14 protein-coding genes are annotated in these 19,049 nt (G+C 61.4%); 8 read left to right on the top strand and 6 right to left on the bottom strand.

Annotated elements, in window-relative coordinates:
* Positions 1-26: 26 nt before the first annotated feature.
* The 4 genes from M0814_RS07980 to edd form a co-directional block, all read right to left on the bottom strand.
* On the bottom strand, positions 27-1,496 hold the full coding sequence (locus M0814_RS07980; RefSeq protein WP_003227458.1) for an ATP-binding protein: 1,470 nt from the start codon (positions 1,494-1,496) through the stop codon (positions 27-29).
* Positions 1,486-2,217, bottom strand: coding sequence for a response regulator transcription factor (locus M0814_RS07975; protein WP_003227460.1), 732 nt, complete (start codon positions 2,215-2,217; stop codon positions 1,486-1,488). Before M0814_RS07975 ends, M0814_RS07980 begins: the two co-directional genes overlap by 11 nt.
* A gap of 215 nt (positions 2,218-2,432) precedes the next feature.
* Complete coding sequence (locus M0814_RS07970) at positions 2,433-3,392, bottom strand: glucokinase (protein ID WP_103486265.1); 960 nt, start codon at positions 3,390-3,392, stop codon at positions 2,433-2,435.
* Complete coding sequence (gene edd, locus M0814_RS07965) at positions 3,389-5,215, bottom strand: phosphogluconate dehydratase (protein WP_003227464.1); 1,827 nt, start codon at positions 5,213-5,215, stop codon at positions 3,389-3,391. The genes M0814_RS07970 and edd overlap by 4 nt, the downstream gene beginning before the upstream one ends.
* Positions 5,216-5,435: 220 nt before the next feature.
* Here edd and gap point away from each other — a divergent pair, with 220 nt between their 5' ends.
* From gap to M0814_RS07925, 8 genes are all read left to right on the top strand, one after another.
* Positions 5,436-6,437 (top strand): type I glyceraldehyde-3-phosphate dehydrogenase, encoded by a 1,002-nt coding sequence (gap, locus tag M0814_RS07960; protein WP_103486266.1) that lies wholly within the window; start codon positions 5,436-5,438, stop codon positions 6,435-6,437.
* Between the two features lie 191 nt (positions 6,438-6,628).
* Positions 6,629-7,147 carry a sigma-70 family RNA polymerase sigma factor gene (locus M0814_RS07955; RefSeq protein WP_041068631.1) on the top strand — a complete coding sequence of 173 codons (519 nt, stop codon included), beginning with the start codon at positions 6,629-6,631 and terminating at the stop codon, positions 7,145-7,147.
* 121 nt (positions 7,148-7,268) lie between these two features.
* On the top strand, positions 7,269-8,234 hold the full coding sequence (locus tag M0814_RS07950) for a FecR domain-containing protein (protein ID WP_103486268.1): 966 nt from the start codon (positions 7,269-7,271) through the stop codon (positions 8,232-8,234).
* Positions 8,235-8,356: 122 nt separating this feature from the next.
* Positions 8,357-10,942: a TonB-dependent receptor gene (locus M0814_RS07945; RefSeq protein ID WP_103486269.1), complete on the top strand. Its 2,586-nt coding sequence runs from the start codon at positions 8,357-8,359 to the stop codon at positions 10,940-10,942.
* A 111-nt stretch (positions 10,943-11,053) separates the two neighbouring features.
* A complete protein-coding gene (locus M0814_RS07940) occupies positions 11,054-11,650 on the top strand; it encodes a biliverdin-producing heme oxygenase (protein WP_103486270.1) in 597 nt (198 codons plus the stop codon).
* A 164-nt stretch (positions 11,651-11,814) separates the two neighbouring features.
* Positions 11,815-12,210 carry a YbaN family protein gene (locus M0814_RS07935; protein ID WP_103486271.1) on the top strand — a complete coding sequence of 132 codons (396 nt, stop codon included), beginning with the start codon at positions 11,815-11,817 and terminating at the stop codon, positions 12,208-12,210.
* 390 nt (positions 12,211-12,600) lie between these two features.
* Entirely contained in the window at positions 12,601-14,739 is a 2,139-nt protein-coding gene (locus M0814_RS07930) for a methyl-accepting chemotaxis protein (RefSeq protein ID WP_103486272.1), read from the top strand.
* A 196-nt stretch (positions 14,740-14,935) separates the two neighbouring features.
* Complete coding sequence (locus M0814_RS07925) at positions 14,936-16,282, top strand: CoA transferase (protein WP_103486273.1); 1,347 nt, start codon at positions 14,936-14,938, stop codon at positions 16,280-16,282.
* A gap of 111 nt (positions 16,283-16,393) precedes the next feature.
* Here the strand turns inward: M0814_RS07925 and M0814_RS07920 are convergent, their stop codons facing one another.
* Both M0814_RS07920 and arcD read right to left on the bottom strand, forming a co-directional pair.
* On the bottom strand, positions 16,394-17,257 hold the full coding sequence (locus tag M0814_RS07920) for a DNA-3-methyladenine glycosylase (protein ID WP_103486274.1): 864 nt from the start codon (positions 17,255-17,257) through the stop codon (positions 16,394-16,396).
* Positions 17,254-18,681 (bottom strand): arginine-ornithine antiporter, encoded by a 1,428-nt coding sequence (gene arcD / locus M0814_RS07915; RefSeq protein ID WP_103486275.1) that lies wholly within the window; start codon positions 18,679-18,681, stop codon positions 17,254-17,256. The genes M0814_RS07920 and arcD overlap by 4 nt, the downstream gene beginning before the upstream one ends.
* Positions 18,682-19,049 lie beyond the last annotated feature (368 nt).

Genomic DNA, 19,049 nt, shown 5'->3' with positions numbered 1-19,049 from the left:
CAAGCTCCCTCGCCACAGGGGTGGTATCAGTCAACACTGCGCGGCAACTGCAACGTCACCCGCAACCCACCCTCACGCAGATTCTGCAACGTCACTTCACCGCCATGGCTGTGAGCGATGTTGCGCGCAATGCCCAGGCCCAGCCCATAACCCTGCTGCTGCCCGGCCAGGCGAAAGTGCGGCTCGAACACCTGCTCCAACCGCTGCTCCGGGACACCCGGGCCTTCGTCGTCGACGTGCAGGACAAACGCGCGCTCATCGTCATCGATGTGCAGATGCGCGTTCTGCCCGTACTTCAGCGCATTGTCGATCAGGTTGCCGATGCAGCGCTTCAACGCCAGAGGCTTGCCCGGATACGCCGCCAGCGCCTTGCCTTGCTGGGTCACGCGGCCATTGCCGTTGGGCGCCAGATACGGCTCCACCAGACAATCGAGCACATGATTGAGATCCACCGGCTCGATGTTCTCGTGAATGTCGGTGTCTTTCACGCACTGCAGCGCGCCTTTGACCAACAGCTCCAACTCATCCAGATCGCGGCCGAACTTGGCTTGCAGCGTCTCGTCTTCGAGCAGTTCGACGCGCAAGCGCAGACGGGTGATCGGTGTGCGCAGGTCATGGGAAATCGCGCTGAACAACTGGCTGCGTTCGGTCAGGTAACGGCTGATGCGCTCGCGCATGGTGTTGAACGCACGGCCCACTTCCACCACTTCGCTGCCGCCGCCCTCGGCCACCGGCTCGACATCGGCGCCCAGCGACAGATCCCGCGCCGCCCGCGCCAGACGCTTGAGCGGCCGGCTCTGCCAGTGCACCAGCAGGCCGATGAACAGCAGCAAAAAGCCGCTGGTAAGGACGATGAACCACACCTGCTGCGCCGGCAGGCCTTGTTCTTCGAGGCTGGTGTAGGGTTCGGGCAACAACGACGCGATGTACAGCCACTCGCCCGGCGCCATCTGAATCTGCGTCACCAGCACCGGCGGATTCACCGGTTCCAGGGTCAACGCGTAATGCGCCCACGAGCGCGGCAGCTCATCGAGTTTCAGCCCGGCATTGAAGATCCGCAGATCCTCGGGGCTGACAAAGGTCACCGAGATATCAGTGTCATGGCCCAGCGACTGACGCAGCACTTCGTCCACTGCCTCGATCACCGCCGCCTTGCGCGGGGTGATCGGCAGCACGTCCATACCCAGCGGCTTGTCGTTGAGCGTCACCACAAAACGGGTGCCGCCCATGCTGCGCAACTGGTCGAGTACCAGCGGCCGGTACGCCACCGGCAACGAGCGAAAATAACTGACGCTGGCGGTCATCGAATGGGCCAGGCTGCGGGCGCTGGTGACCAGGCCTTCGAGCTGGGTGGCGCGCAGTTGCGAGACCCAGATCACGCTCGACAACGTCTGCGCGAATAGCACCGCGAGCAACGTCAGCAGCAGCATCCGCCCGAGCAGCGAACGCGGCACCGGTACCTTGCCGGCGAGGCTGCGCAGCGACTCAGTGACCATTGCCGGCAACCACATTGGCTGCCAGTTGGTAGCCGCTGCCGCGCACGGTGCGGATCAGTCGCGGCGGTTTTTCCGTGTCGCGCAGACGCTGGCGCAAGCGGCTGACGGCCATGTCGACAATCCGGTCGAGCGGCATCAGGTCGCGGCCACGGGTGGCGTTGCCGATGGTGTCGCGGTCGAGGATTTCCTGCGGATGATCGAGAAACAGCTTCAGCAGCGCGAAGTCGGCGCCGGAGAGAATCACTTCTTCGCCGTCGGTGTGGAACAGTCGATGACTGACCATGTCCAGCCGCCACTCGTCGAACGCCAGCACGTCGCTGCCGCTGCGTTCCTGACCGAACTGCGCACGTCGCAACAGCGCCTTGATTCGGGCTTGCAGCTCGCGGGGACTGAAGGGTTTGCCGAGGTAATCATCAGCGCCGAGCTCCAGCCCGATCACGCGGTCGGCTTCGTCGGAACTGGCGGTCAGCATGATGATCGGCACCTGCGCCTGACGCGGATGCTGGCGCACCCAGCGGCACAGGCTGAAACCGTCTTCGTCGGGCAGCATCACATCGAGGATCACCAGATCGCTGGGCGCCTCGTTGAGTGCCTGGCGAAAACTGGCGCCATCGGCTGTGGCCCGCACCTGGAACCCGGCGCGGGTCAGGTAGGTTTCCAGCAACTCGCGTATTTCCTGGTCGTCATCGACCAACAATATCGACTTGTTGACTGAGCTCACTTCGAAGGCATCCTTGTTGTTGGAATTGGGGCGGATTATGCCTTAAGCACTGATTTTACAAACACCACAAAACACCTGTAGGAACAAAACCTGTGGCGAGGGGATTTATCCCCGATGGGTTGCGCAGCGACCCTGGAAAAGCAGGGCCTGCTTCGCAGGCCATCGGGGATAAATCCCCTCGCCACAAAGGCTCACTCCTACAGTTTGATTGCATTTCAGGTCGGGATTGATTGCTCCAGTGCCACACCGGCACCCACCAGCCCGGAATACGGCGCCGTCACCAGCCACACCGGGATGCCCTTGAAGTAATCGCTCATGCAGCCCTTGTCGGCAAAGCTGCGGGCGAAACCGCTGTTGACGAAGAAATCGGCAAAGCGCGGAATCACCCCGCCTACGATGTACACGCCGCCACGACCACCGGTGGTCAGCACGTTGTTGCCCGCCACACGACCGAGCCAGCAGCAGAACTGCTCCAGCACTTCCAGGGCAATCGGGTCACCGGCGAGACCGGCTGCGGTGATTGCTTCCGGCGTATCAAGCTTCGGTTCATGTCCGTCCACTGCGCAGATCGCGCGGTAGACTCGCGGCAAACCGCCACCGCTCAATGCAGTTTCTGCGCTGACATGACCAATTTCGTTGTGGATGTGCTGCCACAGCTGGGTTTCACGCGGGCTGCTCAGCGGCAGGTCAACATGACCGCCCTCCCCCGGCAACGCGGCAAACTGGCCTTCGCCCAGATCGAGCAAGGTGCCCACGCCCAGGCCAGTGCCTGGACCGATCACCACCGCCGGGCGCAACGGCTCCGGCGTGCCTTCGCAGACCACGCGGAATTCGCCGGGCTGCAAACGGGTCATGCCCAGCGCCATCGCCGAGAAGTCGTTGATCAGCAGCAGTTGCTCGACCTGCAAGGTCTTGCAGAATGCCGTGCGGCTCAGGCGCCAGTGGTTGTTGGTGAACTTGAATTCATCACCACTCACCGGCCCTGCGACCGACAGGCACACCGAACCGATCGAACCCGGCGCCAGACCGAGGCCGCTCAGGTAAAGGCTGATCGCCTCTTCCGGGCTAGCGTGGTCGGCTGTCGCCAGCACCTGAACCGATTCCAGTTGCTGGTTTTTCCACAACGCGAACCGCGCGTTGGTGCCTCCGATATCACCGACCAAAGCCAGTTTCAATTAAGCGTCTCCAGGGCAGAAGTGAAGGCGCTGGCGCCCTGCTCCGCCGAGCTGAAGGCCAAACGCATGAAGCCAAACAGTTCGCGACCGCTACCGATGTTGTTGCCCAACAGGCCTTTGGCAGGTTCACGCGCTGCAAATTCGGCGGCGTCGACCTTGAGTTCCAAAGTGCCTTTGACGCCATCGACGCGGATGATATCGCCCTCTTGCACCCGCGCCAAAGCACCACCGACATAAGCTTCGGGGCTGACGTGAATCGCCGCCGGGATTTTCCCCGATGCGCCGGACATGCGCCCGTCGGTGACCAGCGCGACTTTGAAGCCGCGATCCTGCAGCACGCCGAGGAACGGCGTCATCTTGTGCAGTTCCGGCATACCGTTGGAGCGCGGGCCCTGGAAGCGCATGACCGCGACAAAATCCTTCTCCAGCAGACCAGCCTTGAACGCATCGGCCAAGTCCTGCTGATCCTGGAACACCATGGCCGGTGCTTCGACGATCTGGTTTTCCAACGCCACGGCGGAGACTTTCATCACCCCGCGACCAAGGTTGCCTTCCATCACTCGCAGACCACCTTCCGGCGAGAATGCGCGGGCGACCGGGCGCAGGATGTTTTCGTCGAGGCTTTCGATCGGGCCTTCGCGCCACACCAGCTCACCGTTATCGAGGAACGGCTCTTTGGTGTAGCGGCTCAGACCGTGGCCAAGCACGGTGTTGACGTCTTCGTGCAGCAGGCCCGCTTCAAGCAGCTCACGGATCAGGAACGACATACCGCCAGCGGCCTGGAAGTGGTTGATGTCGGCTTTGCCGTTCGGGTAGACGTGGCTCAGGGTCGGCACGACTTCGGAGAGGTCGGCCATGTCCTGCCAAGTCAATTGAATACCCGCAGCCATGGCGATGGCCGGCATGTGCAGGGTATGGTTGGTCGAGCCGCCGGTGGCGTGCAGCGCGACGATCGAGTTGACCAGCGCCTTCTCGTCGACGATTTCGCCGATCGGCATGAAGTTGCCGTTCTGTTTGGTCAGACGCGTGACCTGATGCGCGGCTTCGCGGGTCAGGGCATCACGCAGCGGGGTGTTCGGATTGACGAAAGACGCGCCCGGCAAGTGCAGGCCCATGACTTCCATCAGCAACTGGTTGGTGTTGGCGGTGCCGTAGAAGGTGCAAGTGCCCGGGCTGTGGTAGGACTTCATCTCCGATTCCAGCAGCTCTTCGCGGGTTGCCTTGCCTTCGGCGTACTTCTGCCGCACGTCGGCTTTTTCCTTGTTGGAAATCCCCGAGACCATCGGCCCGCCCGGGACGAAGATCGTCGGCAGATGGCCGAAACGCAGGGAGCCCATCATCAGGCCCGGCACAATCTTGTCGCAGATGCCGAGCATCAGCGCGCCGTCGAACATGTTGTGCGACAGCGCCACCGCCGTGGACATGGCGATCACTTCGCGGCTCGGCAGGCTCAGCTCCATGCCCGGCTCGCCCTGGGTGACGCCATCGCACATCGCTGGCGTACCGCCGGCGAACTGGCCGACCGAACCGATTTCGCGCAAGGCGTTTTTGATCTGCTGGGGAAAGACTTCGTACGGCTGGTGCGCCGAGAGCATGTCGTTATACGAAGAAACGATGGCGATGTTCGCCGAGTTCATCATCCGCAAGCTGTGCTTGTCTTCGCTACCGCACCCCGCCACGCCGTGGGCGAAGTTGGCGCATTGCAGCTTGCCGCGCATCGGGCCGTCAGTCGCGGCGCCGCGAATCAGTGCAAGGTAAGCCTGACGCGTGGCGCGGCTGCGGGCGATAAGCCGTTCGGTGACCTCAAGAACGCGGGGATGCATGTGTAGAACTCCAGGCTAACGGATGTGGCGACCTGATTGTCTATGCTGATCAAACGCCGTTGTTGTTGGAATGACAGACGGTTTTTTTGACCATTCGGACCAGTTGATTCAGGTCACTCGTTGTAGATAAAACAAAATATTGCCACTAAAAAGGCTTGTTTTCTATTTTTATGCGAATAATCTTGTAATTCCAACAACAAAACGACGGCGGCGCTGTTCAATGACTCTTCGAATCGTAATCAATGGTTTTGGCCGCATCGGCCGTAATGTCCTGCGCGCACTGTATACCCAAGGCTATCGACAGGATTTGCAGATCGTCGCCATCAATGATCTGGGCGACAGCTCGATCAATGCCCATCTGCTCAAATACGACACCGTTCACGGCACATTCGACGCCGAAGTGGCCCATGACAATGAGAGCCTGACGGTCAATGGCGACCGTATCTCGGTCAGCGCGATTCGCAACCCGGCCGACCTGCCGTGGGCGGCGGAAAAAATCGACGTAGTGTTCGAATGCACCGGTCTGTTCACCGACCGTGCCAAAGCCGCCGCGCATCTTACTGCCGGCGCCCGCAAAGTCATCATCTCGGCCCCGGCCAAGGGCGCCGACGCCACCGTCGTTTACGGCGTCAACCACGACATTCTGCGCCAGTCGCACCAGATCATCTCCAACGCTTCGTGCACCACCAACTGCCTGGCGCCGGTGGCGCAGGTGCTGCACCGCGAGCTGGGGATTGAAAGCGGTCTGATGACCACCATTCACGCCTACACCAACGACCAGAACCTGACCGACGTCTACCACACCGACCCGTACCGCGCGCGTTCGGCCACGCAGAACATGATCCCGAGCAAGACCGGCGCCGCCGAAGCGGTAGGCCTGGTGCTGCCGGAACTGGCGGGCAAACTGACCGGCATGGCCGTGCGGGTGCCGGTGATCAATGTGTCGCTGGTGGACCTGACGGTGCAGTTGAAGAAGGAAGCCACGGCCGAGGAAGTCAACGCACTGATGAAGGCTGCCAGCCAGCACTCGAAAATTCTCGGTTACAACACGTTGCCGCTGGTTTCCAGCGACTTCAACCACAACCCGTTGTCGTCGATCTTCGACGCCAACCACACCAAAGTCAGCGGCAAACTGCTGAAGGTGCTGGCGTGGTACGACAACGAGTGGGGCTTCTCCAACCGCATGCTGGATAACTGCCTGGCGCTCTGCAACGCGGAATAATCCCCTTCCCCCATGTGGGAGCGGGCTTGCTCGCGAAGGCGTCGTGTCAGGCAATTGATTTATCGACTGACCCACCGCATTCGCGAGCAAGCCCGCTCCCACAGGTTTTTGATTTCAGTCTGAAATCAACACTTGACCACTCGACTGGATGATAAGCATTATCATTCGCTCGAAATGGATCAGGTTCCCCCGTGAGTCAATCGCGCTTCAATCATGTCTTTCTCTCTCAGCGCACGTCCCTGCTGCGCACGATCGAGCGCATGGTCAACAACCACAGCACCGCCGAAGACCTGTTGCAGGAAACCTACCTGCGCGTGACGCGGGCGTTGAGCGAGCGCGCCATCGATCACCTTGAACCCTTCGTGTTTCAGACCGCGCGCAATCTGGCGCTGGATCACCTGCGTGCGCGCAAGATCCATTCGCGGACCATGGTCGATGACGTGCCGCAGGACGTGGTGCACAGCGTCGCCGCCCCCGCCAGCAGCGCCGAAGACGCCGCCCACGCCGAACAATTGCTGGAGCGCCTGAACGTGAGCCTCAGTCAACTCAGCCCGCGTCAGCAGCAGATTTTCATCCTCAGCCGCCTGCACGGGCACAGCTACCAGGAAATCGCCGACGAGCTGAATGTGTCCCTCAGCACCGTGCAGAAGGAACTCAAGCTGATCATGTCGATCTGCATCGGTGTCGCCGAGCGCTTGAATGGCGCCTGAGGTTGCAGGCGATTTCAGACAGCAGCATCGACTGCACTGATCATCGGGCTTTGTTACCCTTGCCCGACTTTTACGCTTCACTAAAAAAACAGCCGTGCACAGACACTGCCGAGGACACACCGTGACGGATACCCACCGCCCGCCTTCGCCTGCAACGGCGCAGGACGCCGCCCGTGCAATGGACCAGGCTCTGGACTGGCTCATCGTGCTGGGCAGTGCGGACGAAGAGCAGACCCGGCAATTTCACGCATGGCTGGCGGCCGATCCGTTGAATGCCGAGGCATTCGCCAAGGCTCAGGCGATCTGGGACGGGCCGCAAGTGGTGCAGTGTGCGCAGAGTCTCGCGGCGAAGCCTGCGAAAGTCACGTTGCTCAAACGTCTGCGTCCGCACTGGAAACCGTTAGCGACGGCTGCGGTGCTGGTGCTCGGTCTGTTCAGTTTCAGCAACCTGCCGATGCGCCTTCAGGCCGATCATCTGACAGTGGTCGGCGAGCGTCAGCGCCTGCAACTGGAGGACGGCTCCAAGGTGCTGCTCAACACCAACTCGGCATTCTCCAGCACCATCAATGAGCGCCAGCGAGTAGCAAGGCTGTATCAGGGCGAAGCGTTTTTCGAGGTAGCGGCCAACCGGGCTCAGCCGCTGGAAATCGATGCCGGCCCGGTGCAGGCCAGCGTGCGCGACACCGCGTTCGCCGTGCGCTATCTGGACGGCGTGGCGCAGGTCAATGTGCAACGCGGCGATGTCGATCTGCGCGCCACGCACAACGATGCGCGAGTGCGTTTGAGCGCAGGCGAAAGCATCCGCATCGGCCCCAACGGTTTCGATCGTCCGGGTAAGCTCGATGCCGCGACCGACCTGGCCTGGGTCCAGGGCCGACTGGTGTTCGAAAACTGCCCGTTGAATCAGGTGCTGGCCGAACTGCGCCGCTACTACCCGGGCTGGATCATCAACACCAACGAACAGTTGGCCGACGTCAACGTCACCGGCAACTACCGCCTCGACCAGCCGCTGGACGTGGTGCGCTCCCTCGCCCACATCACCTCGGCGCGCCTGCAGGAATTCCCCGCGCTGGTAATTCTGAACTAAATGAGAATTATTTTTACTCGATAGCGAAAGGCCGTTCGTCTCGTTATAGCCAATGCAATTGATTCGCATCTTCGGAGGCGGATCAGCACATATAAAGATTCGTGCGACACGGAGCGCTATCGATGTCCTCTCGCCTTACCCGCCAGACTGCTTCCCCTTCCCGCGTATTGTCGTTGCTGACGGCCGCCATCCTCATGGCCGGCACTGCACCGCTGATGGCTGCCACCGAACAACCGGCGCGCAACATGGGTGATTATTCGTTCTCGATCGGCCAGCAACCGCTGGTGTCGGCGCTCAATGCCTTCACCACTGTCACCGGTTGGCAGGTCGGCTTGCCGGCAGAATTGGGTCAGGGCGTATCGTCGCCGGGTGTGCGCGGTTCGCTGCCGCCGGAAAAAGCCCTGGAGCGCCTGTTGGTGGGGACCAACCTGAGCTTCCGCAAGCTGAGCAACAACAACGTGGTGCTGGAGAAGCGCAACAACAGCGGCGCGCTCAATCTGGATCAGGTGACCATCAGCGCCACCCGCCAGGAACAATCGGTCAGCAGCGTGCCGGCCACCGTCACCGTGCAGACCCGCCAGGATCTGGATCGCAACAACGTCAACACCATCAAGGATCTGGTGCGTTACGAGCCGGGCGTGTCGGTCGGCGGCGCCGGCCAGCGTGGCGGTATCAGCGGCTACAACATCCGTGGCATCGACGGCGACCGCATCCTGACGCAGGTTGACGGCGTCGAAGTGCCGGACGGTTTCTTCAATGGCCCGTACGCCAAGACCCAGCGCAATTACGTCGACCCGGAAATCGTCAAACGCGTGGAAATCCTCCGGGGCCCGGCCTCGGTGCTGTACGGCAGCAACGCCATCGGCGGCGCCGTCAGCTACTACACCCTCGACCCGGACGACATCATCAAGCCCGGCAAAGACGTCGGCGCTCGCCTCAAAACCGGTTACAGCTCCGCCGATGAGAGCTGGCTGAAATCCGCCACCGTCGCCGGCCGTGCCGAGCAGTTCGACGGCTTGCTGCACTTCAGCCAGCGCGACGGTCACGAAACCGACTCCTACGGCAGCAACAACGGCATTGGCCTTGAGCGCACCGCCGCCAACCCGGAAGACGTCAAAGCCACCAACGTCCTGGCGAAGATCGGCTGGAACTACAACGAAGGTTCCCGTCTGGGCCTGACCTACGAGAAGTACAAGGACGATCGCGACACCGATCAGAAAAGCGCCTACGGCGGCCCGTACTTCAATGGCGCGCCGACCATTCCCAACAGTGTGCTGCCCGGCGGCATGTACCAGTGGCGGACCGGCAACGACACCATCACCCGCGAGCGTTTCGGCCTGGAGCACAGCTTCGCCCTCGACAGCCTGCTGGCCGATAACGTGAAGTGGAGCCTCAATCACCAGATCGCCAAGACCGACCAGAGCACCGAAGAGTTCTACTACCCGATGACCCGTAAAGTGCTGCGCACCCGCGACACGATCTACGAGGAAAAACAGTGGGTGTTCGATGCGCAACTGGACAAGGCGTTTGCCATCGGTGACACCGATCACGTGCTGACCTACGGCACCACGATCAAACAACAGAAAGTCACCGGTTCGCGCAGCGGCGACGGCAAGTGCCTGGCGGTCGGTCGTGGCTGCACCGCCATCGGCGCCACCAGCGCGGCGGATGTGCTGAAAAAATCCAGCGACTTCCCGGACCCGACCATCAACACCTACAGCCTGTTCGCCCAGGATCAGATCAGTTGGAACAAGTGGACCTTCCTGCCGGGCCTGCGCTACGACTACACCCAGCTCAAGCCGCACGTCACCCAGGAATTCCTCAACACCGTGGCCGCCGACGGCAACGGCACGGTCAGCGACGAGAACAAGACCTGGCACAAAGTCTCGCCCAAATTCGGCCTGACCTATGCCCTGACCGATAACTACACCTGGTACGGCCAATACGCCGAAGGGTTCCGCACGCCGACCGCAAAAGCGCTGTACGGGCGCTTCGAAAACAGCACCACCGGCTACAACGTGGCGCCGAACCCGAACCTGGAACCGGAAAAAAGCAAAAGCTATGAAACCGGTCTGCGCGGCAACTTCGAGCAAGGCTCGTTCGACGTGGCGGTGTTCTATAACAAGTACCGCGATTTCATCAACGAAGACGCCGTCACCCCCGGCTACGACGAGCTGACCTTCCAGTCGAGCAACATCAAGCACGCGACCATCAAGGGCGCCGAAGTCAAAGGTCGTCTGAACCTCGATGCGTTCGGCGCGCCGCAAGGCCTCTACACCCAGGGCTCGATCGCTTACGCCTACGGTCGCAACAACGACAACGGCGAACCGCTCAACAGCGTCAATCCGCTGACCGGCGTGTTCGGCCTGGGTTACGACCAGGACAACTACGGTGGCCTGCTGAGCTGGACCGTGGTGAAGAAAAAGGACCGCGTCGACGACAGCAACTTCAAGTCGCCGGATGGCGTCAGCAGCCAGTTCAAGACCCCGGGCTTCGGCATTCTCGATCTGGCCGGCTACTACAAAGTCACCGACGACGTCACCGTCAGCGGTGGCATCTACAACCTGACCGACAAGAAGTACTGGCTGTGGGATGACGTGCGCGGTTACGACAGCGTCGGCGAAGCCTCGGTGACGCAACCGGCCAACCTTGATCGTCTGACCCAACCGGGCCGCAACTTCGCGATCAATCTGGTCTGGGACATCTGATCCGGACGGCCCTGCGACGCGCATTGTTCAGCGCATCGCAGGGCTTTTTTTACGGTTTGGCACCTGCCCGTTCGTCTCGTTATCAAGCGCCTCTTTTATCAAGGACACCCCATGACCACATCGGAAAAAGCCCTGCGTTCACAACGCCTGAACCAGATCACCCACGAGCCGCACAGCAAGCTCGACGCCCTGGTCAAGGCCCACGCGCCGTTCGAAACCCGTGCCAACTTCGCGCGTTTCGTGGTCGCGCAATACCTGTTCCAGTCGGAACTGGTAGACCTGTACAACGACGCCGAACTGGCTGCCATCGTCCCGGATCTGTCGGCCCGATGCCGCGCCGAAGCAGCCAAGGCTGACCTGGCGGATCTGGACACCGACATCCCGGCACCGGTGGCCGGTGCGCTGAAAAACCCGAGCAAGGCCCGCGCCCTCGGCTGGATCTTCGTCTCCGAAGGTTCGAAGCTCGGCGCCGCGTTCCTGATCAAACGCGCGGTGGCGCTGGACCTCAGCGAAACCTTCGGCGCCCGTCACCTGGGCGAGCCGGAAGGCGGCCGTGCCGAAGGCTGGAAAAGCTTCGTGCGCACCCTCGACTCGCTGCAGTTCACTGCCGAGGAAGAAGCCGAAGTCGAGCAAGGCGCGATCGACGCGTTCAACCGCTTCACCGTGCTGCTGGAACAGGCTTACGCGACCGCAGCCGAACCGGCCTGATACACCGCAAATTCCCCTTGTGGGAGCGGGCTTGCTCGCGAATGCGCTGTGTCAGTCACCTGATATGTCACTGACACACCGCATTCGCGAGCAAGCCCGCTCCCACATGGGAACAGCGCTAGCCTGTAGAATCCCCCGTTTCGCCTCACAGCAATCCCGAGCCCATGCCGCAACCCGCCTCGTCAAAACTCGCCCGCCTGCTGTTCGGCCTGCTGGCCTACGTCAGCCTCGGCATTGGCCTGATCGCCATCGTCGTGCCCGGCCTGCCGACCACCGAGTTCATTTTGCTCGCCGCCTGGGCCGCGACTCGCAGCTCGCCGCGCCTGAGTGCCTGGCTGGAAAACCATCGGCTGTTCGGGCCGATCCTGAGCAACTGGCGCAACGGCAAGATCATCGCGCGCAAGGCCAAGGTCAGCGCCACCGTCAGCATGCTGCTGTGCGCGACGCTGATGCTGGTGATGCTTGATCACGGCTGGCCGGTATATCTGGCGATTGGCGGAATGAGTCTGGGCAATCTGTGGATCTGGTCACGCCCGGAAGCGATCCCGCCCCCCGCCTGACCGCCCGCTATTTTTGGCAAATGAGCTTTTGTGGTGAGGGGATTCATCCCCGATTGGCTGCGCAGCAGCCACTAATCAGGCTCCGCAGAGTTTCAGTTAAAAATGGTGGTCAGGTTTTGGGCCTGCTGCGCAGTCCATCGGGGATGAATCCCCTCACCACAAAGCCTCATCACCAGCAGCTCCCCGGTGTTCATCAGGCTGAAACTTCCCTGTAATTAATCGCCTTTTCGGCACAATCCCCTGCGCAAACGTTTAGCGCTGACCGTTCGTCGGCAAGCGCCTCATGCGCCCTCGTTGTGCGCCGATGAGCAATGCATGGCGCTGAATGGATTTGGCGAACCGGGTAGTTCATCCCGTGGCCACCTGCTCATTCATTCACGAGATCGCCCCATGTTCGACTCTCTTTCCATTCGCCTGAAAATCGTCCTGCTCTCCGGTCTGTGCCTGCTCGGTGTGGTTGCGCTGATCGTCGGCATAAACATTTACCAGACCAACCAGAACGATGAAGTGGTCAGCGACTCCAGCAGCAAGATGCTCACCGCGAGTGTGCAGAACCTGTTGCAGGCCAAGGCGGCCGAGCAGGCGGTGCGAGTACAGAAGACCTTTGGCGAAAGCCTGACGGTGATCACCGCCCTGGCCGACCAGATCAAGGACATGCGCGTGATGGCCGCCAAGCGTTCGCTGGAGGCCGGGGCCCTGCGTGAAGAGTTGAATCAGAGCCTGAAAACCGCATTCGAGCGCAACGACAAGATGCTCGGCATCTGGCTCGCTTTCGAACCCAACGGCCTCGATGGCAAGGACAGCGAATTCGTCAACGATGCGGCGCGCCAGTCCAACGAAGCCGGGCGTTTTGCGACCTACTGGAGCCGCGCTGCCGGTTCGGCGCTGAACACGATCATGGTCGAAGAAGACATGACCAAGACCACCCTCAGCGTCAGCGGCACGCCGTACAACAGCTGGTACACCTGCCCTCGCGACAACAAGCGCACCTGCCTGCTCGACCCGTACGCCGATACCGTCGGGACCAAGGAAATGTTGATGACCACCATTTCCGTGCCGCTGATCGTCGACGGCAAGGCCATCGGTGTGGTCGGCGTCGACATCGCCCTCGACGCCCTGCAAGCGGCGGCGCTCGACTCGCAGCGCGACCTGTTCAACGGCGCCGGGCACATGCTGATCGTCTCCGGCAGCGGCGTGCTCGGTGCAGACAGTTCCGATGCGAAGAAAGTCGGCAAACAAATCAGCGAAACGCTCGGTGCCGAAGGCAAGGATGTCCTGCAACTGGTCAGCAGCGGCACGCCGAAAATTCTCGAACAGGGCGACCTGATTCGCGCCGTGTACCCGGTCGATCCGATTGGTAACTCGCGGGCCTGGGGCGTGGTCATCGACCTGCCGAAACAGGTGCTGCTGGCCGATTCGGTCAAGCTGCAAGCGGTGCTCGACGATGCGCAGAAAACCGGGGTGATCACGGCGTTGCTGGTGGCGGTAGTTGCCGGTCTGATCGGCCTGCTGCTGATCTGGCTCACCGCGTCGGGCGTAACCCGGCCGATCAACAGCGTTGCTGAAATGCTGAAGAACATCGCCAGCGGTGAAGGCGACCTGACCCAGCGCCTGAACTACAGCAAGAAAGATGAACTGGGCGAACTGGTGAACTGGTTCAACCGCTTCCTCGACAAACTGCAACCGACCATCGCCCAGATCAAACAGAGCATCACCGAAGCGCGTGGCACTGCTGATCAGTCCTCGGAAATCGCCCGCCAGACCAGCGAAGGCATGCAGGTGCAGTTCCGCGAAATCGATCAGGTCGCCACCGCCTCCAACGAAATGAGCGCTACCGCCCACGACGTCGCCAACAGCGCGTCGAACGCGGCCAACGCCGCCAAGGGTGCCGATCAGTCGGCCAAGGACGGCATGTCGATCATCGAGCGCAGCACCCGCGACATCAATCAACTGGCCGATGAAGTCAGCAAAGCGGTGACCGAAGTCGAAGCACTGGCGGTCAACAGCGAGCAGATCGGTTCGGTGCTGGAAGTCATCCGCAGCATCGCCGAACAGACCAACCTGCTGGCGCTCAACGCCGCCATCGAAGCCGCCCGCGCCGGGGAAAGCGGTCGTGGTTTCGCGGTGGTAGCCGACGAGGTGCGCAACCTCGCCAAGCGCACTCAGGATTCGGTGGAAGAAATCCGCATCGTCATCGAACGCATCCAGACCGGCACCCGTGGCGTGGTCGCGACCATGCATTCGAGCCAGACCCAGGCGCACAACAACGCCGGGCAGATCCGTCAGGCGGTGGACGCACTGGGCAAGATCAGCGATGCGGTGACGGTGATCAGCGACATGAACCTGCAGATCGCCAGCGCCGCCGAACAGCAGAGCGCCGTGGCCGAAGAGGTCAATCGCAACGTCTCGGCGATTCGTACCGTGACTGAGACGCTGACCGAGCAGGCCACTGAATCGGCGGCGATCAGCAGCCAGTTGAATGCGCTGGCCAGTCAACAGATGAAATTGATGGATCAGTTCCGCGTCTGAAATCCACCACAGTCCCCTTGTGGGAGCGGGCTTGCTCGCGAATAGGGTGTGTCAGTCACTTTAGATGTTGCTGATACACCGCATTCGCGAGCAAGCCCGCTCCCACAGGGATTTGTGTTGACTCAGGAGATGAGGGTTTTCATCTAAGCCGAGATTCTTTTGCACTATCATCGCCCTCTCTCCCGGAGGGCCTTCGATGACTGATTTACTCACGTCCATTCAAGCCGCACTCGGCTTGCCACACACGCCGATTCCGTACACTGACCGTGGCGCCCTGCCCTCGGCGTTTGCCGTCACCGACCTGGCCTGCGCGAGCATCGCCGCTGCCGGTCAGGCCGTCAGCGAACTGCTCCGGCAACAGACCGGGCACTTGCCTGCCGTGGAAGTTGATCGGCGTCTGGCCTCGTTCTGGTTCGCTTCTTCCATCCGCCCCATGGGCTGGGATTTACCGCCGCTGTGGGACCCGATCGCCGGCGACTACGCGACCCGCGACGGCTGGATCCGCCTGCACACCAACGCCCCGCATCACCGCGCCGCTGCCGAAAGCGTGCTCGGTGCCTGCGCCGATCGTGCAGCGATGGCGGCGAAAGTCGCGCAATGGAGCGGCGCCGATCTGGAGCAAGCGATAGTCGACGCCAAGGGCTGCGCCGCCGAAATGCGCAGCTGGGCGCAGTGGCAGCAACACCCGCAGGGGCTGGCAGTAAATGCTGAGCCGCTGGTGCATTTCAGTGCCGATCACCAACAGATCGCGCAACCCTGGGCAGGCTCAGTCGCGCAACCATTGGCCGGGCTCAAAGTGCTGGACCTGACCCGCGTGCTCGCTGGCCCCACCGCGAGCCGTTTCCTCGCGGGCCTCGGTGCCAATGTGCTGCGCATCGATCCGCCGAGCTGGAACGAGCCGGGCGTGGTGCCGGAAGTCACCCTGGGCAAACGTTGTGCGCGACTGGATCTGCAGCAATCGGCCGATCGTGCATTGTTCGAAAACCTGTTGAAGGACGCCGACATCCTCCTGCACGGCTACCGCGCCGATGCCCTGGAACATCTCGGCTTCGGCGCCGAACGCCGCCGACAACTGGCGCCGGGGCTGATCGACGTCAGCCTCAACGCCTATGGCTGGAGCGGCCCGTGGCACAACCGACGCGGCTTCGACAGCCTGGTGCAGATGAGCAGCGGCATCGCCGAAGCCGGGCAGCGCTGGAAACAGGCTGACAAACCGACGCCGTTGCCGGTGCAGGCGCTGGATCACGGCACCGGGTATTTGATGGCGGCGAGTGCGATCCGACTTTTGACCGAACGCTTAAGGACCGGTCAGGGAGGCTCGGCGCGTTTGTCACTGGCGCGTACGGCCAAACTGTTGATCGAACAGGGGCCGGGGCCGAGCGATCCGTTGCGTGCTGAAGATGAGCAGGATCAAAGCCTGTCGCTGGAACAGACACCGTGGGGGCCGGCGCACCGCTTGCTGGCACCGCTGAAGATCAGCGAGACCCCGTTGCAATGGGCGTTGCCGGCCACCGAATTGGGTTCACATCGCCCGCAATGGTGATGACCATTCGCGCCCTTTCGCGAGCAAGCCCGCTCCCACAGGTGAAATGCGTTCCCCTGTGGGAGCGGGCTTGCTCGCGAAGACGGTTGCACCGACAACACTGGTTCAGGCTCAATCCGCCCGACTCAAAGACGTCCACAACACCTGCGCCGCATACCCCCGACAGGGTCGCCAGACTTCAGCTCGATCAGCCAATTCCCGCGCTGTCGGCCGCACACCTTCCAGCACTTCCAGCGCCCGCAGCAACCCGACATCGCCATGAGGAAAGCCATCCATATCGCGCAACTGCCGCAGTGCGATGTACTGCGCCGTCCACTCACCAATCCCGTGCAACGCCAAGAGCCGTGCCACCCCGCCCTCGCGTCCCGGCGCGAACAACAGCGGATCATCGAGCAGCGCCTGCGCCACGCCCGATAACGTTCGCCCGCGACTTTTCGGCATGCCCAGCGCCGCCAGATCTGCCGTCGCCAACACACTCGCCTGAGGGAAAACATGACTCAAACCCGGCAGCGCCGGGCGTAACGGCGCACCATATTGCGCCACAAGTTTGCCCGCCAAGCGAATCGCAGCCACCACGGTAATCTGCTGGCCGAGCACCGCGCGAAACGCCAGCTCCAGACCGTCCCACGCCCCCGGTACCCGCAGCCCCGGGCGCTCGGCGATCAATCGTGCCAGCAATGGATCTTTCGCCAGATGCCCTTGCATCACTGCCAGATCTGCGTCCAGATCAAACAGCCGGCGCAACCTTGCAACAATCTGCGGCAGCAGCGCCGGATCAGGAAAATCCAGTTCGACCTCCAGCGCATCGCCCGTGCCAGGCCAAACCGAAACCGTGCCATGCACACCGTTCAAACCGATGCTGCGCGAATACACACCATCAGCCACGGTCTCCATCCCGACCACCGCCCGCGCTGCAAGAAAACCGAGCATAGCCTCCCAGTCATACGGCGGCTGATACGCAAGCCTCAACCTCACAACGCTAACAATCCGCTGTACAAGCCATAGGCCGCCAGCCCCGCGCCAATCACCACACAAGTAAAAATGCCCTTCTCGACATGAGTGAACAGCGGCTCGCCCTGCTCATGCTTGGCCTTGGCAAACAGCACCACCCCCGGTGCATACAGCAGCGCCGACAGCAGCAGGTATTTCACCCCGCCGGCATACAACAGCCACACCGCGTAGCACAGGGCGATGCCGCCAATCAGCAAGTCCTTGGTGCGTTCGGCCGAGGCATGTTCGTAGGTTTCGCCGCGCCCGCTGAGCAACACCGCATACGCCGCCGACCACAGATACGGCACCAGAATCATCGACGAAGCGAGGTAGATCAGGCTGGTGTAGGTGCCGGCAGAAAACAGTGTGATCAGCAGGAATAGCTGAATCATCACGTTGGTCAGCCACAACGCATTGACCGGCACATGGTTGGCGTTTTCCTTTTTCAGGAACGCCGGCATGGTCTTGTCCCGGGCCGTGGCGAAGAGGATTTCGGCGCAGAGCAGCGCCCATGACAGCAATGCGCCGAGCAGCGACACCGCCAGACCGAGGCTGATCAGCAGCGCGCCCCACGGCCCGACGATGTGTTCCAGCACCGCCGCCAGCGACGGGTTTTGCAACCTGGCCAATTCGGGCTGGCTCATGATCCCCAGCGACAGCACGTTGACCAGCACCAGCAGCGCCAGCACCCCGAGGAAACCGATCACCGTGGCGCGCCCGACATCGGTGCGCTTCTCCGCCCGCGCCGAATAGACGCTGGCGCCCTCGATGCCGATGAACACGAACACCGTCACCAGCATCATGTTGCGCACCTGATCCATCACCCCGCCAAAGCTCGGGTTGCTGCGGCCCCAGATGTCGCGGGTAAAGATATCGGCCTTGAACGCCACCGCCGCGATGACGATGAACATGATCAGCGGCACGATCTTGGCGACCGTGGTCACCTGATTGATGAACGCCGCCTCCTTGATCCCGCGCATCACCAGAAAATGCACGGCCCACAACAGCACCGACGCACAGCCGATGGCAACCGGCGTATTGCCTTGGCCGAATACCGGAAAGAAGTAACCGAGCGTGCTGAACAGCAACACGAAATAGCCGACGTTGCCCAGCCAGGCGCTGATCCAGTAACCCCACGCCGACGAAAACCCCATGTAATCGCCAAACCCGGCCTTGGCGTAGGCGTAGACCCCGGAGTCCAGCTCGGGCTTGCGGTTGGCCAGGGTCTGGAACACGAACGCCAGGGTCAGCATGCCGATGGCGGTGATGCCCCAGCCGATCAGGATCGCTCCGGCATCGGCGCGGGCGGCCATGTTCTGCGGCAAGGAAAAAATCCCGCCACCAATCATCGAACCCACCACCAGGGCGATCAACGCACCCAGTCGCAGCTTTTGCGTCGGTTGCGACATTCTTGTCTCCCTTAATTCATTTGTAACAACTATTAACTAAACGCCTAATACCACACGACGTTTATCAGGTAATACCGAGAAATACCCATTTATATATAGCGACTGACGCTAACGCCTAGCACGCTAAGACAGTTTTGTGCGCGAATCCTAATAAATCAATTCTGTACTGAAAACAGATGGCGAAAATTTGCCAAAAGCTGAAAAAGAACTAGCGTGTTAATTCGAAAGTAATAAGAGCAATTCCCAACCACATCAGGCAAAAGCCTCTAGGACGGGCTTTCCAGGCGATAGCGTTATGCCTCCAGTTGTTTCATAAGTCATTCATTAACAATGGAATGTGGCCATGCACTGATCTATGTCAGCTGATT

Source organism: Pseudomonas sp. MWU12-2020, from assembly GCF_023100605.1.
In the GTDB taxonomy this organism is placed as follows: domain Bacteria; phylum Pseudomonadota; class Gammaproteobacteria; order Pseudomonadales; family Pseudomonadaceae; genus Aquipseudomonas; species Aquipseudomonas fluorescens_H.
Note: the sequence above shows the minus strand (reverse complement) of the source record. Positions and strands in the feature narration are given on the sequence as shown.